This window comes from Neobacillus drentensis (genome assembly GCF_036965645.1).
GTDB classification, from domain to species: domain Bacteria; phylum Bacillota; class Bacilli; order Bacillales; family Cytobacillaceae; genus Neobacillus; species Neobacillus drentensis_D.
In genome coordinates, this window is record NZ_JBALPZ010000006.1 from 49594 (window position 1) to 66402 (window position 16809).

18 protein-coding genes are annotated in these 16809 nt (G+C 39.1%); 15 read left to right on the forward strand and 3 right to left on the reverse strand.

The window, feature by feature from the left end; all coding sequences use genetic code 11:
- Window positions 1-38 precede the first annotated feature (38 nt).
- Window positions 39-920 carry an aminoglycoside 6-adenylyltransferase gene (locus V7266_RS00960; RefSeq protein WP_335465352.1) on the reverse strand — a complete coding sequence of 294 codons (882 nt, stop codon included), beginning with the start codon at window positions 918-920 and terminating at the stop codon, window positions 39-41.
- A 273-nt stretch (window positions 921-1193) separates the two neighbouring features.
- On the opposite strand from V7266_RS00960, the gene nirB reads away from it, so the two are divergent.
- The 8 genes from nirB to V7266_RS01000 all read left to right on the forward strand — a co-directional run bounded on the left by nirB (window position 1194) and on the right by V7266_RS01000 (window position 8802).
- Window positions 1194-3602 (forward strand): nitrite reductase large subunit NirB, encoded by a 2409-nt coding sequence (nirB, locus tag V7266_RS00965; RefSeq protein WP_335465354.1) that lies wholly within the window; start codon window positions 1194-1196, stop codon window positions 3600-3602.
- Between the two features lie 16 nt (window positions 3603-3618).
- Window positions 3619-3945, forward strand: a complete 327-nt coding sequence (nirD, locus tag V7266_RS00970; protein WP_335465355.1) for a nitrite reductase small subunit NirD — start codon at window positions 3619-3621, stop codon at window positions 3943-3945.
- 116 nt (window positions 3946-4061) lie between these two features.
- Window positions 4062-4907 carry a formate/nitrite transporter family protein gene (locus V7266_RS00975; protein ID WP_335465356.1) on the forward strand — a complete coding sequence of 282 codons (846 nt, stop codon included), beginning with the start codon at window positions 4062-4064 and terminating at the stop codon, window positions 4905-4907.
- Window positions 4908-4922: 15 nt separating this feature from the next.
- On the forward strand, window positions 4923-5711 hold the full coding sequence (gene cobA / locus V7266_RS00980; RefSeq protein ID WP_335465357.1) for a uroporphyrinogen-III C-methyltransferase: 789 nt from the start codon (window positions 4923-4925) through the stop codon (window positions 5709-5711).
- Between the two features lie 233 nt (window positions 5712-5944).
- Window positions 5945-6373: a DUF1801 domain-containing protein gene (locus V7266_RS00985; protein WP_335465359.1), complete on the forward strand. Its 429-nt coding sequence runs from the start codon at window positions 5945-5947 to the stop codon at window positions 6371-6373.
- A gap of 119 nt (window positions 6374-6492) precedes the next feature.
- Window positions 6493-6795 (forward strand): YjdJ family protein, encoded by a 303-nt coding sequence (locus tag V7266_RS00990; RefSeq protein WP_335465361.1) that lies wholly within the window; start codon window positions 6493-6495, stop codon window positions 6793-6795.
- A 131-nt stretch (window positions 6796-6926) separates the two neighbouring features.
- On the forward strand, window positions 6927-7295 hold the full coding sequence (locus V7266_RS00995) for a Gp49 family protein (protein WP_335465363.1): 369 nt from the start codon (window positions 6927-6929) through the stop codon (window positions 7293-7295).
- Window positions 7296-7453: 158 nt separating this feature from the next.
- Window positions 7454-8802, forward strand: a protein-coding gene (locus tag V7266_RS01000) for an IS3 family transposase (RefSeq protein ID WP_335465365.1) whose coding sequence is annotated in 2 segments (ribosomal slippage) — window positions 7454-7913 and window positions 7913-8802 — 1350 coding nt in all. Because the reading frame shifts where the segments join, the coding sequence is not laid out codon by codon here.
- Window positions 8803-8852: 50 nt separating this feature from the next.
- Here V7266_RS01000 and V7266_RS01005 read toward each other — a convergent pair.
- Window positions 8853-9281 (reverse strand): DUF2383 domain-containing protein, encoded by a 429-nt coding sequence (locus tag V7266_RS01005; RefSeq protein WP_335465367.1) that lies wholly within the window; start codon window positions 9279-9281, stop codon window positions 8853-8855.
- Between the two features lie 132 nt (window positions 9282-9413).
- Here V7266_RS01005 and V7266_RS01010 point away from each other — a divergent pair, with 132 nt between their 5' ends.
- Complete coding sequence (locus V7266_RS01010; RefSeq protein WP_335465368.1) at window positions 9414-10571, forward strand: serine hydrolase domain-containing protein; 1158 nt, start codon at window positions 9414-9416, stop codon at window positions 10569-10571.
- A gap of 101 nt (window positions 10572-10672) precedes the next feature.
- Entirely contained in the window at window positions 10673-11704 is a 1032-nt protein-coding gene (locus tag V7266_RS01015) for a DUF3231 family protein (protein ID WP_335465369.1), read from the forward strand.
- A 58-nt stretch (window positions 11705-11762) separates the two neighbouring features.
- Here V7266_RS01015 and V7266_RS01020 read toward each other — a convergent pair whose 3' ends face one another.
- Window positions 11763-12647, reverse strand: coding sequence for a sulfite exporter TauE/SafE family protein (locus V7266_RS01020; protein WP_335465371.1), 885 nt, complete (start codon window positions 12645-12647; stop codon window positions 11763-11765).
- A 197-nt stretch (window positions 12648-12844) separates the two neighbouring features.
- Between V7266_RS01020 and V7266_RS01025 the strand changes: the two genes are divergently transcribed.
- The 5 genes from V7266_RS01025 to V7266_RS01045 all read left to right on the forward strand — a co-directional run bounded on the left by V7266_RS01025 (window position 12845) and on the right by V7266_RS01045 (window position 16664).
- Window positions 12845-13276, forward strand: a complete 432-nt coding sequence (locus V7266_RS01025) for an RrF2 family transcriptional regulator (protein WP_335465373.1) — start codon at window positions 12845-12847, stop codon at window positions 13274-13276.
- A gap of 205 nt (window positions 13277-13481) precedes the next feature.
- Entirely contained in the window at window positions 13482-13970 is a 489-nt protein-coding gene (locus V7266_RS01030; RefSeq protein WP_335465374.1) for a GNAT family N-acetyltransferase, read from the forward strand.
- A gap of 283 nt (window positions 13971-14253) precedes the next feature.
- Entirely contained in the window at window positions 14254-14691 is a 438-nt protein-coding gene (locus tag V7266_RS01035; protein WP_335465376.1) for a DUF3231 family protein, read from the forward strand.
- Window positions 14685-15263, forward strand: a complete 579-nt coding sequence (locus V7266_RS01040) for a DUF3231 family protein (RefSeq protein ID WP_335465378.1) — start codon at window positions 14685-14687, stop codon at window positions 15261-15263. The genes V7266_RS01035 and V7266_RS01040 overlap by 7 nt, the downstream gene beginning before the upstream one ends.
- Before the next feature lie 192 nt (window positions 15264-15455).
- Window positions 15456-16664 carry an MFS transporter gene (locus tag V7266_RS01045; protein WP_335465380.1) on the forward strand — a complete coding sequence of 403 codons (1209 nt, stop codon included), beginning with the start codon at window positions 15456-15458 and terminating at the stop codon, window positions 16662-16664.
- The last annotated feature ends 145 nt before the right edge of the window (window positions 16665-16809 follow it).

Here is a 16809-nt window from a genome sequence, read left to right on the forward strand (position 1 = left end):
ATTTTTAGTAGTTGAAGATTTTACTGCCATAATATCCTTTAGAAAATAATCTTAGCACCTGGTGGCAGCTGCCTAATGTGTAGAAGGTATTGAGTCATATTGATATCGTCCTGATCTTGATAGGTGAATAATAACTGGTCCGCTACTTCTTTCGCTAATGATCGAAATAAATGACAGGTGTTAAAGATGGCATCCCAAAAGTGCTCATAGTCATGATCGGAATACGTCTGTTCATACATTCGCCAATAAGTTTCAGGCAGGAATTGTTTGAAGTACTTTCCCATCTTACCTGGCGATACTGAAAAATTATGTTTTGTACCTATCCACCATTCCGCCATTTTATCCAACCTGGGTCGAATGAACATTTCAAACATCTGCTTTGCGTAAGGTAGTTCATCACACCAAATTCCTTTTGCCACGTTCTGCAGGCACCACCAAAAATCATTACAGTAATTCAGAAAAACTGGCTCGCTAGGCTTATTAATCCAATAATCTTTGTCTGTGGGGGCTGGGATGCAGGGAAGAATGTTGTCCTTATCCAAAAGAGGTTTGGTTAAGGAATCTTTCTGATAGTTTTCTAGCATGATTTCCTTTGTTTCAATGTGCAAATCAATTCGATTTCCATCTTGGAACAGCATTAAATAGCCAAATGACTGATCATGGTACACTTCCTTGCCTGCAAGCTGGTCCATTTTATCCGGTTCTTGTAGCATGAGTAATTCTCCAAACATACGAATCCAGTTAACATCGTTGATAAAAGAAGCTGTTTCCTTCACTACATAGACAATATCATAATCTTGAAAAATATCCCTTGGCGCATTTGGATTGGTCCGTGAGCCATTCATATACACGGCTCGTATCCGCTCGTCCTTTTTAGCGATGCCCATAATTATCTCATACATTTCATTTTCTGTTCGCAAGTTTTTCACCTCTTCATCCAGTCATTCACTATTTCTATTTCTTAAGTGATAAATCCTCTAAATTGGTTATTACGCAGAATTTTAATTCTCAATTTTTAATAATTTTCAACAAAAAATGTAATCGTTATCAGTGCTGTTATCACTGAATTTCCCACTTGTATAGAGATTTCATGTATGAAAAATAGTATGGCAGAAAACCTTCCATATTCATGTTATTAAACCTCCCATCGTGATATAAAATACACATGCAACAGTTTAGGGAGGGAATTTCACTTGATCAAACAAAAACTAATACTTGTAGGAAATGGAATGGCTGGGGTTCGTGCCATTGAGGAAGTGCTGAAACTTAACCGGGATGAATTTGAAATTACGATTTTTGGAAGTGAACCATATCCAAACTATAACCGAATTCAGTTATCAACGGTCTTACAAGGAGGTACTTCCGTTAAAGATATCACATTAAATGACAATCAGTGGTATGAGGATAATGAAATCACTCTTTTTACAGGGGAAACGGTAATTTCAATTGATAAAGAAAGACAGTTCGTTACGACAGATAAAGGAAGAATCGAACCATATGACAAATTGATCATTGCAACCGGATCGAATCCGTTCATGCTGCCATTACCAGGCGCAGATAAAGAGGGAGTGACGGCTTTCCGAAATATCAAAGACTGCGAACAAATGATCGAATATTCCAAAAAATATAAAAAGGCAGCTGTTATAGGCGGGGGATTACTTGGACTTGAAGCGGCCCGTGGATTATTAAATTTAGGGATGGAAGTAGACGTCATTCATATCTTTGATTACTTAATGGAGCGTCAATTAGACCGAACCGCAGGGAAACTTTTACAAAAAGAACTAGAGAGTCAGGGAATGAATTTCCTATTAGAAAAACATACCGCTGAAATCCTCGGTAAGAAACATGTAACGGGCCTAAAATTTAAAGACGGTAGTAAGATCCAAGCGGATTTAGTAGTCATGGCAGTTGGAATTAAACCCAATATTGAATTAGCTCAAAAAGCCGGCCTATCGGTTAACCGAGGAATTATTGTAAATGATTATTTAGAAACGGACGCCCCTCACATTTATGCAGTTGGGGAATGTGCCGAACATCGCGGTACGGCCTATGGGTTAGTGGCACCCCTTTATCAACAGGCACAGGTGTTAGCAAAACGAATATGCGGTATAGAGAATGACGGTTATCACGGTTCCGTCCTTTCCACTCAACTGAAAGTATCTGGCGTTGATGTATTTTCTTCTGGAAAAATAAACGAGGATGCGGACACAAAAGTATATAAAATGTACGATGATTGGAGCGGAGTTTATAAAAAAGTTCTAATTGAAAACGGGAAAATTGCGGGCGCTGTCCTGTTTGGCGATACAAAGGATGGAAATCAACTCTTAAGTCTCATTAAAAAAGGTGCAGACATCGAGGAGTATCTAGAGTCCTCCAAAAGTCAGTCGTCAGAGGTTAGCCTTGTAACTGAGATGGCAGATGAAGAAATTATTTGCGGGTGTAACGGTGTCAACAAAGGCACCATTGTTGAAGCGATTCGAACTCAAGGTTTAACTTCAGTTGACCAAGTAAAAGGCTGCACCAATGCTTCCCGTTCATGCGGCGGCTGTAAATCCTTAGTGGCTGATTTACTAGCCTGTACTCTAGGTGATGAATTTAAGGCAGATGAAAAGGAAGCCATTTGTGGCTGCACCACTTTATCTAGAGATGAAATTGTTGAGGAAATCCGTGCTAAGCGTTTGACACATATCCGTGAAGTGATGAATGTGCTTGGATGGAAAACAGATGGATGTTCCAAATGTAAACCGGCATTAAATTACTACTTAGGTATGATCTATCCAACAGAATATCAGGATGAGAAAGAAGCCCGCTTTGTAAATGAAAGGCTTCATGCCAATATCCAAAAGGATGGCACCTACTCAGTTGTACCGAGAATGTATGGCGGAGTAACGACGTCTGCTGATTTACGAAAAATTGCCGATGTGGCGGATAAATATCAAGTTGGCACCATCAAAGTGACGGGCGGTCAGCGAATTGATTTACTTGGCGTGAAAAAGGATGATTTACCGAAGATTTGGGCGGAACTGGATATGCCATCTGGAGCGGCTTACGCAAAAGGCTTGCGTACTGTCAAAACTTGTGTCGGTGAAAGCTATTGCCGATTTGGTACACAAGATTCAATTGGGTTAGGAATTCGTTTGGAAAAGAAATTTGAAGGATTAAACACTCCTCATAAAGTCAAAATGGCGGTCTCCGCTTGTCCAAGGAACTGTGCCGAAAGCGGGATTAAAGACGTTGGCGTTGTTGGGACTGATGGGGCATGGGAAATGTATGTAGGTGGAAATGGCGGTACCCATCTTCGTGCAGCTGATTTGTTATTCAAATTCAAAACGGATGATGAGCTTGTCGAAATGATCGGGGCATACCTCCAGTATTATCGTGAGACGGCCAATTATTTAGAAAGAACTTCTGCCTGGGTGGACCGCCTTGGACTTGATCATATTAAGGAAGTCCTTTCTGATGCTGAAACTGTAAAAATGTTGAACTTCCGGATTGAAGAGGCACTTTCGATTGTTCAAGACCCTTGGAAGGAAGCTATTGAGAATAAAACACTCTTAAGAGACCTTTATGAGACGGTAAAAATTCCAACAGGTGTTAAATAGAAGGGAGACTAGCTTCATGGTAGATACAATTAAACGGGTTTTTATAGGAAATATAGAGGATATGCCAAGAAAATTAGGAAAAACAACGGTGATTGGAAATACGGAAATTGCGGTTTTTCGATTAGAGAATGGGAATGTTCGAGCCATTGAAAACCGTTGCCCGCATAAGGGTGGAGTTTTAGCGGAAGGCATTGTAAGTGGGGAGTTTGTTTTTTGCCCGATGCATGATTGGAAAATTTGCGTTACCGATGGGAAAGTTCAAGCACCTGATTTCGGATGTGTAAAATCCTTTCCGGTAGAAGTTATTGATGACCAAGTATTTATTTTAGTTGGTGAAGAGTAGCAAACACAAAGATTAATAAAGGTACACTCTTAAAACCGGGGGTTACTCTCGAATAAGCAGCGACTACTCCCGGATAGAAGAGGATTGCTTTCTGCATATTGAATGGAGTGAAAACATTGGCATTATTTAGTCCTAATCAAGTAATTGAAAGTATGATTCTGTCTGGGGAAGCAAAAGCAAAATTACCTGTTAGCGATTTAGTAATCCGAGGAGCACTTTCTGGTGCTCTGCTTGGATTCGGTACAACATTAGCCTATACAGCTGAAGTGCAGACAGGGATGGGGATTGTTGGTGCGGTGCTGTTCCCGGCCGCCTTTGTGATGATCATTCTACTCGGACTGGAATTGGTAACTGGTAGTTTTGCACTTATACCAGTGGCTGTCTTAGGGAAAAAGGCTACCGTCGGACAGATGATGAAAAATTGGTTGTGGGTTATTGTTGGTCATATAGTAGGAAGTATGATTTATGCACTTTTATATATCATTGCGATTACTCAACTGGGGCATGTAAATAACAATCCCGTTGCAGCGAAAATCATGGCTATAGCAGAAGCCAAAACTTTAGGTTACAAAAATATAGGTACAGACGGACTAATTGTCGTTTTTGTAAAAGCGATGCTTTGTAATTGGATGGTGACCTTAGGTGCCGTCATGGCCATGACTACCAAGTCTGTCGGCGGAAAAATTGCTGCCATGTGGCTGCCAATCTTAATCTTTTTTGCACAGGGCTTTGAACACGCCGTTGTCAATATGTTTGTTATTCCTGCCGGTATAATGCTTGGTGCACACGTAACATTCGTTGATTGGTGGTTATGGAATCAACTCCCTGTACTAGTGGGGAATGTAGCTGGAGGATTTCTATTCACAGGTTTAGCCTTGTACGTAACGCATAGAAAAACAGCGGCAAGGATGGTTTTAGAAGTAGCAAAATCGACGAAAAATACAGCAGCGAGTCGGTATTAGTTAGGGGGAGGTTAAATGGGGAAGGCCTATATCGTTGGAGCGGGTCCTGGTGACCCGGAATTAATTACGGTAAAAGCGTTGAAATGCATCCGGATGGCAGATGTCATTCTTTATGATCGTCTCGTGAATCGTGAGTTACTTAAGGAAGCAAAGGAAGATTGCGAATTAATCTTTTGTGGAAAGCAACCGACATATCATATCATGAAACAGGAAATCATTAATGATTTATTAGTTCAATTTACGAGCCAGGGAAAAACCGTTGTTCGCTTAAAAGGAGGAGACCCATTTGTCTTTGGCCGGGGTGGGGAAGAGGCCGCAGCCTTAGCGGAAAATGGTCTTCCCTTTGAAGTGGTCCCTGGTATTACGGCCGGGATAGCGGCCCCGGCATATGCGGGAATTCCCATCACACACCGGGAATATGGAAATTCATTTGCTGTTATAACAGGCCATTGCACGAACGGAAAACCTGCTGACATTGATTGGAACAGCTTGGGAAAAGCCGTTGATACAATCGCGATTTATATGGGAGTTGGCAACCTTTCTTATATCTGTCAGCAATTAATTAGCCATGGGAAAAATGAACATACACCTGTAGCTGTCATTGAGCAGGGGACGAGAGCAGAGCAGCGAACAGTTACGGGAACCCTTAGTTCAATTGCCTACGTTGTTGAAAAAGAAGGGGTGCAAAACCCAGCCATGATTGTAGTCGGGGAAGTGGTCCGGTTCCGCGAGAAATTGCTTTCGTTACAGGGCAAGGTTCCGGTAGCCAATATTGTAACAAGTGAGGAAGTAATGGCAATGTAAAAGGGAGTTGTGTGGAGGAGAGGATCGAAATTGATTTTCTCCTCTTTTTTTGTGATGTAAATCCTATTTATTTGACCTTTGGTTAATTTTATGGACAATGGAAATAACTTATCTGACGGTAAAAATAAACAACTCAAAAATGGTATTAAAAAAACCAACTAAAAAAAGGAAATCAAACTTTTCCATTGAATACTTATGAGAAACCAACTGCATCGATAAAAGGAGTGACTTAAATGTATGAACTGAAAACAAAGGAAACCGATCATAGCGTCATTGAGTTTATTGAAAATGTGGATCACCCTAAAAAGCGAGAAGATGCCTATCAGCTGCTAGATATCTTCACAGAAACAACCGGTTATCCGGCAAAAATGTGGGGCCCTAGTATTATTGGCTTTGGATCGTATCACTATAAATATGCCTCAGGCCATGAGGGTGATGCTCCATTTGTTGGCTTCTCCCCTAGAAAGGCAAAAATAAGCTTATATTTTGCTCCTGGTGAAACCAAACGGGAAGAACTTTTAAAAGACTTTGGTAAACATAATACCGGAAAAGGCTGTGTGTATATTAATAAAGTCGCAGATATTGATATCCATGTTTTAAAGGAATTAATTAATCAATCTGTTAAATTTTTAAAAGAGACCTATTCAAATCAACAAAAATAAAAATATGGAAAAAGTGAAATTTTTCTAGTTTTCTTTCGTCTAATTAAGAAGAAAGGGGATGAGGAACAAAACATTACTAAATCATTACATAATGCCTGTAGATTAAAAGGAGAATAATTATGATCTTTTGGGGTATATTCGCTCTAGCGGGTATGATGTTATGTTTTTCGACTTTCGTTGCTTGGTATGAAGGTTCTAATCTTGTTAATGATCCCTTTGAATGGAAGTATACTGCGAAGGTGACTCACTCTATTAAAGGTGAGATTACAGATTATCATCAAATTAATCAACTGGATTATTTTATTTATGCCGCAAAGTTTCATCCCTTATTCCCAATCTTAATGCTCGTAAGTGCAAGTATTATCATCATTTTAATTATGTATAAAAGCGGAATACTTAAGCGTTTCATCCATATCCCTTAATTCAGTCTTGCTATAAATTAAATTTCCATTAAAATGTCATTTGCTGTATTCAAGGGCACTATACTATATGTGATAATGGTATTGTCTTATTTCGAAGACGGCGAGCGTTCTAATTAAAGGGAGTGGGTAAAATGTTAATTGAAAGCATTTGTCCAAAATGTGGAGAGATTAATCAAGTGAAAGAAACTGGTGAAAAACTACTATTCGTTAAATGTAAAAACAACCATTTTTATGACCACGTTGTAATCCCTTACTCTAGAACAGCTGAACTCAAGGATGATAAACGGAAGAAGCTCGAAGAAATGATTGTCGAGAAAAAATTTCATCGTATGAGCGATAAGTCCACCATTTGTCTACTCATCTTTGAAAATGGATATGAAGTAGAAGGTCGCTCCACGGTTCGAGACAAAGCCGATTTTCGTATGGTTATTGGCAAGGATAAAGCCTATGAACAAGCCTTGAAGAAGGCGCTAGTCGCTTTAGGTGCATATTTAGTATAATTATAAGGTGAGTTGCCGTTTGGCAGCTTTTTTTCATTTCTGAAGAGGTGTAAGGCAAAAAAATGAAACAACTGACTAGTATTTAATGATTAGACCATCTCTTGGTGAACTGCACCCGAATTGTTAGACACAACTAACAATTGGAGGTGCAGTTTTTTATGGCTAAATATTCTTTTGAATTAAAACTAGAGGCAGTATTAGCCTATTTAGAGGGGAAAGAATCTACTAGAGAAGTTGCCAAGTGTTTCAATATAAGCAAAACACCCTTATTAACCTGGATAGCCCAATATAGAGAAAATGGTGAACAGGGATTAATTTCATCCTATACAAACTATGATATTCAATTTAAAATGGACGTACTAAATTATATGAGCGAATTTGGAGCGTCTCTTTCACAAGCTGCGGCTGTGTATAATATTTCTTCACCTTCTACTATTCATCAATGGCAGAAACAGGTTGAAAGATATGGTTTGGACGCTCTATTACCAAAGAAAAAGGGGCGTCCATCCATGAAAAAGAAAACAAAAAAATCAACATCTGTGGAAGGTTCATTAGAGGCATTACAAGCTGAAAATGAGCGTTTACGCATGGAGAATGCCTATTTAAAAAAGTTACAAGCCTTAATTCAACAAAAGAAAAAATCACCGAACAAGACAAGACACAAATAATATATGAGTTAAGGCATGAATTTAAGGTGATTGAGTTAGTTAAGATCGCTGAGATTGCACGCAATACGTATTACTATTGGGTAAAACAAATGGATCGTCCAGATAAATACAAGGAAATGAAGGACTTAATTAAGCAAATTTTTGACGAACATCAAGGTCGTTATGGTTACCGTCGTATTACATTAGAGATACGTAAGAAAGGGTATAAAATCAATCATAAAACAGTCCGTCGTCTAATGAATGAGTTGGGGTTAAAATGCCTCGTTCGTATGAAAAAATATCGGTCATATCGAGGACAAGTGGGGAAAATTGCTCCAAATATTTTAGAAAGGGACTTCCATGCATCTAAACCAAACGAGAAGTGGGTGACGGATGTAACAGAAATCCACCTACATGGAGAAAAGCTATATTTGTCACCGATTCTTGATTTATATAATGGCGAGATTATAGCCTATAATATTGAACACCGTCCTGTGTACCCACTTGTTTCAAAAATGTTGGATAAAGCCTTTGAGCGATTAGGCAAAGGAGACACCCCCATCCTCCATTCTGACCAAGGATGGCACTATCAGATGAAACGGTATCAATTTGCATTAAAAGAACAAGGAATCATACAAAGTTTGTCCCGTAAGGGGAACTGCTTGGATAATGCAGTCATGGAGAACTTCTTTGGCTTATTAAAGTCTGAATTACTTTATTTAAGAGAATTTGAGAGTATGGATCATTTTAAAGTAGAGTTAGAAAAATACATTCACTACTATAATCACAAACGGATTAAGGTAAAATTAAAGGGCATGAGTCCGGTGCAATACCGAACTCATGCCCAAGAAGCTGCCTAAACACCGTGTCTAACTTTTCGAGTTCAGATCACTTGGATGGTCTTCTTTGGTTAGGTTAAATGATTTTTTAAAATTTCAGCATGTCTGCGGTTGTGATCAATCACTTCTTCTGCTATTTGCCGGCTCCTTGGATCCAAGTCACCTCTAACTAACTCTTCTGAATATTGAACGCCATATTTTTCGAATCCATGGATCGCGTCTTCTAAGATAGGATCAGTCTCATCTGAAAGCATGAGTTTATGCATAAAGCTATGAATGGATCCAGAGAATCCTTCATCATCGGCGGGCACGCCGTCCAAGTCTTGAATTCGCGCTGCTAGCTTCTGAGCATCTAATTTGATTTCCTGCTGCATCGACTGGAAGGCTTTTTTTACATAATCATCGGTCACGTTCTGAATGTAATGTTCCAGTGAACGAATCCCCATGTAGGTCCCTCTTAGTAAAGTATTTAATTCCTCAACAACGGTCTCATTCTTCACACGATCACATCCTTTTTCCTAATATGGTGCGGTTTAGTTCCATATATTATGCAAAAGAGAGGTTAATAAAACTGTTAATTTGATAACAAATGCGTTACTATTAAAGAAAAAGTCTAGCAAAAGGAGCGGGAAATGTTGAAAAACTTTGATCATTTAAAACCATTATTAAAAAGTTTTGTAGAAAGTGGACCGGCGGGATGTGCGTGTTCTGTCTATCATCAAAATGAACAAGTATTCGAAGACTATGTTGGTTATGCAGATTTGGACACCAAGAAACCGATTACACCGAATACCATTTACCGCATATATTCAATGACAAAAGTAGTTACCTGTGTAGCAGCTTTAATGCTGTATGAGCGGGGGGAATTTTTATTAGAGGATCCGCTCGAGGAATATCTTCCCGAATTTAAAAACCCTCAAGTATATCGTGAAGATGAAAGAGGGGAAGTTTATCCAACACCTGCAGCAAAATCGATTCGAGTCAAAGATTTGTTCACAATGACTTCCGGGTTAACGTACGAAGGAAAATCAAATGAAACGGAACGACAAGTTACAATTGCGATGAATGACTTACGAAAAAAGGGTACCTTTACCGTCAGAGAGTTATCTAGAGCCCTAGCCAATATCCCACTAGCATTTGATCCAGGTACACAATGGCGATACAGTCTAAGTCATGATGTTCTAGGCGCATTTATTGAAGTGGTGTCAGGCAAATCATTTGGAGAATTTATAAGGGAAGAAATTTTTCAACCGCTTTCAATGAAAGATACTTTTTTCAAGGTTCCTGAAGATAAGAAGGACCGTTTATGTAGTTTATATGATTGGAAGGAACAAGACAATTTGCTGAAAAATATGAGATTAGATGCAGAATATCAACCAGGCAGCCTGTATGAAAGCGGTGGGGGAGGCCTGCTATCCACTTTGAATGATTACAGCCGTTTTGCCCATATGCTTGCAAACGGTGGAACTCTGGACGGGGAACGTATTCTTGGGAGAAAAACGGTAGAGCTAATGGCCATGAATCATCTCCAGCCTGAGCAAGTTACTACCTTTAACTGGCCGCATTTAAATGGATATGGCTATGGTCTTGGGGTAAGAACAATGGTGAACCCGGCACTTGCGGGTAGTAATAGTTCAATTGGTGAATTCGGCTGGATGGGAATGGCAGGGACATGGGTCATGATTGATCCAGAAGAGCAGCTTTCGGCTGTGTATATGCATCAGCTCCTGCCGAATTTTGAAACCTATACCCAGCCTAGACTACGTAATGTTATTTATGGAGCATTGTAATCTTGAGCAATCTAAGCCTTTTACCTATTCCACATTATTTAGGAATACTTTTGTAAGAAAATGGAAAGCATATGCTTATTAATGGTAAAAGGAAGAATGTAATGGACCCAACTCGTATCCAACTAACAGCACCAGAAATAACTAGTCTTTGGACTCAGTATATGTTTGATTCTATGTCTATTTGTTTTATCAAGTATGCATTAGAGCATATAGAAGACCAAGATATCATAGAGATTTATAGCTTCTCTCTTGATCTTGCTGAAAGACATGTTCAAAGTGTAAAGGAATTTTTTAAAGGTGAAAATTATCCTATTCCCAAAGGTTTTACAGTAGAGGATGTTCATACAAAAGCCCCGCGTCTTTTTCAAGATCCTTTTTATCTTTATTATATGTACGTTATGTCATTACAAGGGCTAACTGGATATGCTCTTTCAGTAGGTAACTCGATCAGAGCTGATCTTCGTAAATATCATATGGATTGTAATACTGAAACCATGGTCCTTTTTGAAAAAACAATTGGCACGATGCTGGCAAAAGGGATCTACACTCGGCCGCCTGTCATAAGTCCGCCTGAACAAATTGACTTTGTAAAACAACAAAGCTTTTTAACAGGCTGGTTTGGGACAAGACGTCCATTAACTGGGATGGAGATCGGTGATATAACCTTTAATTTGTATAAGATGCACCAGCATGTTACTTTAAAGGTTGGTTTTAGTCAGGTGGCTGAATCTAAAAAGGTTCGTCAATACATTAAAAGAGGGATGGAGATTGCAAATAAGCATATCTCAACATTTGAAAGAATTTTTCGAGAAGAAAAACTAAATTATCCGATATCTTGGCAATCACAAGTAACGAACTCAACCATATCCCCTTTTTCAGATAAATGGATTATGTATCAAATCCTCTTGTCAACTCAAGTAACGATTGCTTTCTATGGATCCGCCTTAAGTGTAACGGCTAGGAGAGATCTGGCGGAAAAATATATTGGTCTTACAAGTGAATTAATCAGATTTGCTGAGGATGGAATGAACCTGATGATTGATAACGGATGGTTAGAAGAACCTCCGAAGGCATCTGATCGAAGGGCCCTTACCAATGGGAAAAAGGAAGGTTTGGGCGAAGAAGGAAAATGAATGGTAATGGACAAAAGACCCATCAGAGTAGATTAAACTCATAATGGGTCTTTTTATTTTATTCAGCTAATTGTTTTTGATAGCTGTTTCTTTTGATTTTAAGACTTACATTAATCACTGCTGTAAGCCAAAGTACGGCCAGAATTATATACGTGATGAGACTTATAAGGTGTGAAGCTTCTAATGCCCCTAAAAGCGTTCTGATATTGGTTATGATAATGATTCCACCCACGAGTGTACCTAACAAGTTCGTTGGGATAATCTTGACTAACCAGGCAGCAATAGGAGCAGCTATGATACCGCCAATCATTAAGGCGATCACCCACTGGATGTTAATTTGCGTCCAGCCTAAGGTTAAAAGGAAGCCTAATGTCGAAGCAATGGCAATCGCAAATTCACTTGTATCGACTGAACCAATGACTTTTCTTGGCTCCATTTTACTGCTCGTTAACAAGACAGGAGTGGCAATTGGCCCCCAGCCGCCGCCGCCTGTTGCATCAAAGAATCCTGCAATAAATCCTAAAGGAATCAATTGTTTTTTTCCTAGGTTTTTTCCAGCCAGTTTATTAGCTGGATTAAATTTAAACAAAAACCGATAAATGACATAGACTCCTAATAAGAAGAGAAAAAAGGATACATATGGTTTAACAATATCACCTGGAATACTGCCTAGAAAACAAGCTCCGAGAAAGGCACCGATTGATCCGGGAATGATTAATTTGTAGACAACGCTTTTATCTACGTTTCCAAACCGAATGTGAGAAACTCCTGATGCAGCCGTTGTGACAACCTCTGCCATGTGTACTGAGGCTGAGGCAACTGCTGGAGCAATTCCAAACATGAGCAATAATGAAGTAGAAGTAACTCCGTATGCCATTCCTAAGGAACCATCTACCAACTGCGCCGCTAAGCCAATAAGGGCAAGTACGACTAACCTCCTCATAAAAAACCTCTCCTTTTTATATATTTCCTGAATAGACTAGGTAAAAGAAATAAATAAACCATTAACTGAATATGGATTTTTCTAATTGTCGACTAATCCAATCAAGTTTCTAACGTACGATATGAAGGGACAAAATTTTGGGTTCTTTTTCACAGTGAAAATGGTTATTCGCCTATCTATAGAAGGAGAGAGTTTACATGAAGATTTCAAGCCGGGGAGAATATGCCTTAAGGGCACTGATTTGTTTGGGGAAAAATGAACATGACCTTACTTCTATTGGAGATATTTCTGATCAGACCTTAGTGCCGATTAATTATTTAGAACAACTCCTGCTCCAGTTGAAAAGAAATGGCTATGTTCAAAGCAAAAGGGGGGTGAACGGTGGTTACAAGCTGAGTAAAGACCCCAGTGAGATTATTATTGGTGAGGTCATTCGGAACTTAGAAGGGCCATTAGCTCCCATGGGGTGTGTTAGTATTACTTCCTATGAAAGCTGTCCCCTAGAGGAGGGCTGTCAATTAAAACCTTTATGGGCTCTTGTTCGAGATACAGTGGCTAAGCTATTAGATCGTACCACTTTAAAAGATTTATTGGATGGAAACGGTTATGCACTCGATAAATTAGTTTAACAGTTTGGAGGATATCCCTTTCATAATCTTATGAAAGGGATATTTTTTATGGACCTTTTATACTAAATTCATATAAAGGCTAGTTCTGGTCATGTACGAGTTGTCGGAAAAAGGTCAACGAAAGGATTCCGCTTGCCCAGGAGTGATAACAAACGGTAAAATGGATTGATTCTAGATTTCATGATCAAACATGGAGGCAAACAGCATGACACATATAAGAAATGTAAAAAAAGAAGATTTAGCTGATTTACTAGTTTTAGAAAATGGTTGTTTCCTTAAAGAAGAGGCGGCAACAGAAGAGGCTTTTAGGAAGAGGATAGAATCCATACCGGATAGTTTCTTTGTCGCGGAAGTGGATGGTGAGATTGCCGGTCTTATCAATGGACCAGTGATTGATACTGCCTACATAACAGATGACCTTTTTCATGAAATCAAAGAAAACCCTCTTTCTGGCGGCCATCAAAGTGTGTTAGGGTTAGCGGTATCTCTGAAATATCAAAAACGAGGTATTGCTGGAGCGTTACTTGCCCACTTAGAAAAGGACGCAAAAGAAAAGCATCGTGAGACCATCACATTAACCTGCAAACAGGATTTAGTTGGTTTCTATGAGAAACATGAATACCATAATCAAGGAATTTCTAATTCTCAACACGGTGGTATTACATGGTACAACATGGTTAAATCATTACAATAGGTATCAGAATTTTTAGCTGGTGAGACATAAATTAAATTAATAAAAAAACTTTTTATAATGATTATCCCTTCAGTCTATTTTCGAATTCCTGTATTTCTTGGTTTCGTAATAGCTGAGGGGATATTTTCTTTCCTTTCACAAGTATAACGGCTAAAAAGTACTTTACAATATATGGAATATACAGCAGAGCCCAAGTTAATAATAGAATAGAATGCTTTTTTATTAGGAAATAACAAACGACTGGTTCCTTCATCGCCAAGGGGAAGTTATTTAGGAGGTCAAAATGGAAATTAACCATAATATAAAATTAACTGGCTCTGAAATTACATGTTTATGGACTCAATATCAAGCGGATTCACTAAACCTGCGGGTAAATACCTATATGCATCATCATCTTGAAGAAGAAAATGAGGCCATAAAGGCGATATTTCAAGACGCGATTACCGCCTCAGAAAATAATCTGCGGGAAATTGAAAGTTTTTTTAATCAACTGAATTATCCTATCCCCCAAGGTTTTACAGAGCATGATGTTAATTTAGATACACCGAAACTATATTCTGATCATCTTTGTCTTAAATATCTGCATGAAATGACGATACATGGCTTATCGGCATACTCTGTGGCCTTGACTGTTTCTATATGTGGTGAGATGCGAAAGTTTTTGAAGATAAAATTCAGGATACCATTAAACTTTACAATCAGACCATTGATGTATTGCTAGAAAAAGGCCTTTACCATCGGCCTCCCTATCTGCCTATCCCGGTTGGAATTGATTTTATTAAAACTGAAAATTTCTTTGACGGTTTCTTTAGCGACAAACGTACCCTTAACGGCCCTGAAATTACCAATATATTCTTTAATTTGAAAAAAAGTCTTATCACCAAAGCGGTGGTCACAGGCTTTTACCAGGTGGTAAACAACAAAGATGCACAAAGAATCTTGAAGAAAGCGACGGGGATTAAGCAAAAACATATCGAGACGTTTAGTCAATTGTTAACAAAGGACCAGCTTCCAGCGCCGCCTTTATGGGATTCGGATGTATCCGATTCGACGGTTCCTCCTTTCTCAGATAAGTTAATGATGTATCTGACAGGATTTTTATTTGGGACCGCGATCGCCTATTACGGTGCTGGATTAGGGGGGACGATGAGATCTGATTTGGCGTTAAATTATGAACAGTTTATTCTAGAGGACCTTAAGTTCGCTGAGGATTGGACCGATGTAATGATCAAAAATCAGTGGCTGGAGCAGCCGCCAAAAGCTGTCGATAGAAAAAAATTATCAGAAAGCTAAAATATGACTAAGGGGACCCATACATTGGATCGCCCTTTTTTATGTTTATTGATATGATAATGTCAACCATTGTCGAATTTTGTTCATTTCTAAGTTCGGATATTTCGGAAGTGAAAATATTCGATGTTTGTGTTAAGATGGCACTATTAAAAATGAATTTAAATTTTTGGCTTTACCGGGAGATGGATAAGCATGCTTTTGTGGAAACGTAATTTATGGGTACTTTGGGTTGGAGTCTTTTTTACAGCAGCAAGTTTTTCCATGGTCATCCCTTTCTTGCCGATTTTTCTTTTGCAAATAGGTGTTCATGAACATACGGAAATGTGGGCAGGGCTATTATTTAGTTCCGCATTTTTTGCTGGTGCGATCGCCTCGCCGTTTTGGGGCAGGATGGCTGATAAGTACGGCAGAAAACCAATGATTGTCCGAGCTGGTTTTGTTCTGTTTGTCATTTATACTTTAATGGCTTTTGTCACAAATCCCTATCAGATTTTAGCGCTTCGGATTCTTCAGGGATTATTAAGTGGTTTCATCCCTGGGGCCATTGCCTTAATTGGTACTAATACACCTGGAAACAAAGTGGGTTATGCGTTATCGATGATCTCAACTGCTTCAGCATCCGGAGGGATCATTGGACCACTTCTAGGTGGAGGGATTGCGGATCTCGTGGGTAATCGCTGGGCATTTGCGAGTGCAGGAATCATTGTTTGCTTATCGACGTTATTAATTATCTTTTGGGTAGTAGAGGAGAATTTTACCCCAAGTAAGGGGAAGGGATCTGTGAAAGAGGACTTCAAAGTGGCAGTAGAGAACCGGACGTTTTTATTAGTGCTTATTCTCACACTGGTAACTAGTTGTTCTGTGATGACGATTGAACCGGTTCTTCCCCTATATATCGTAAAATTGGGCGGTTCTTCTGAAAATGCCTCGTTCCTTGCAGGAATTGTGTTTTCTCTTCCAGGGATTGCGAGTGCTTTATTTGCTCCATATTGGGGAAAATGGGCCGACAAAGTGGGCTTTCAACGTGTTTTATTCATCGGGCTGCTTGGCGGCGGACTGGGTACGTTAGCTCAAATTGCTTTCACTCATATATGGGGATTTTCAATGATTCGTTTTGTTTACGGAATTTTCTTTTGTGCCGTGTATCCGGCCTTAAATGGTCTTGTTGTAAAATCTACTCCTGAGGATTTCCGGGGACGGGCTTTTAGTTTAAACCAAACGGCGAATCAGCTGGGCGGGATGGTTGGCCCGATGATTGGCGGGTTCCTTGGAGGAATTTTTCCTGTTTATAGTGTATTTATTGTGACGGGGATTCTATTGTTGGCTGCAATGGGAACAGCGTACTTGAATGCTGGTACATTAAACACAAAAGTGAAGAGACCTGCCGTTTCAGGAAAATAGTTAGTATAATCTTTGAAAAAGAAGAGTCCTGTAATATTAGGGACTCTTCTTTTGTTTTTTTAGCTAATTCTGGGAATTGTTATGAAGAATAGAGTATATTATATAAGTAGATTTTATACATATTTTTTTACACCGTGTTTGAAAA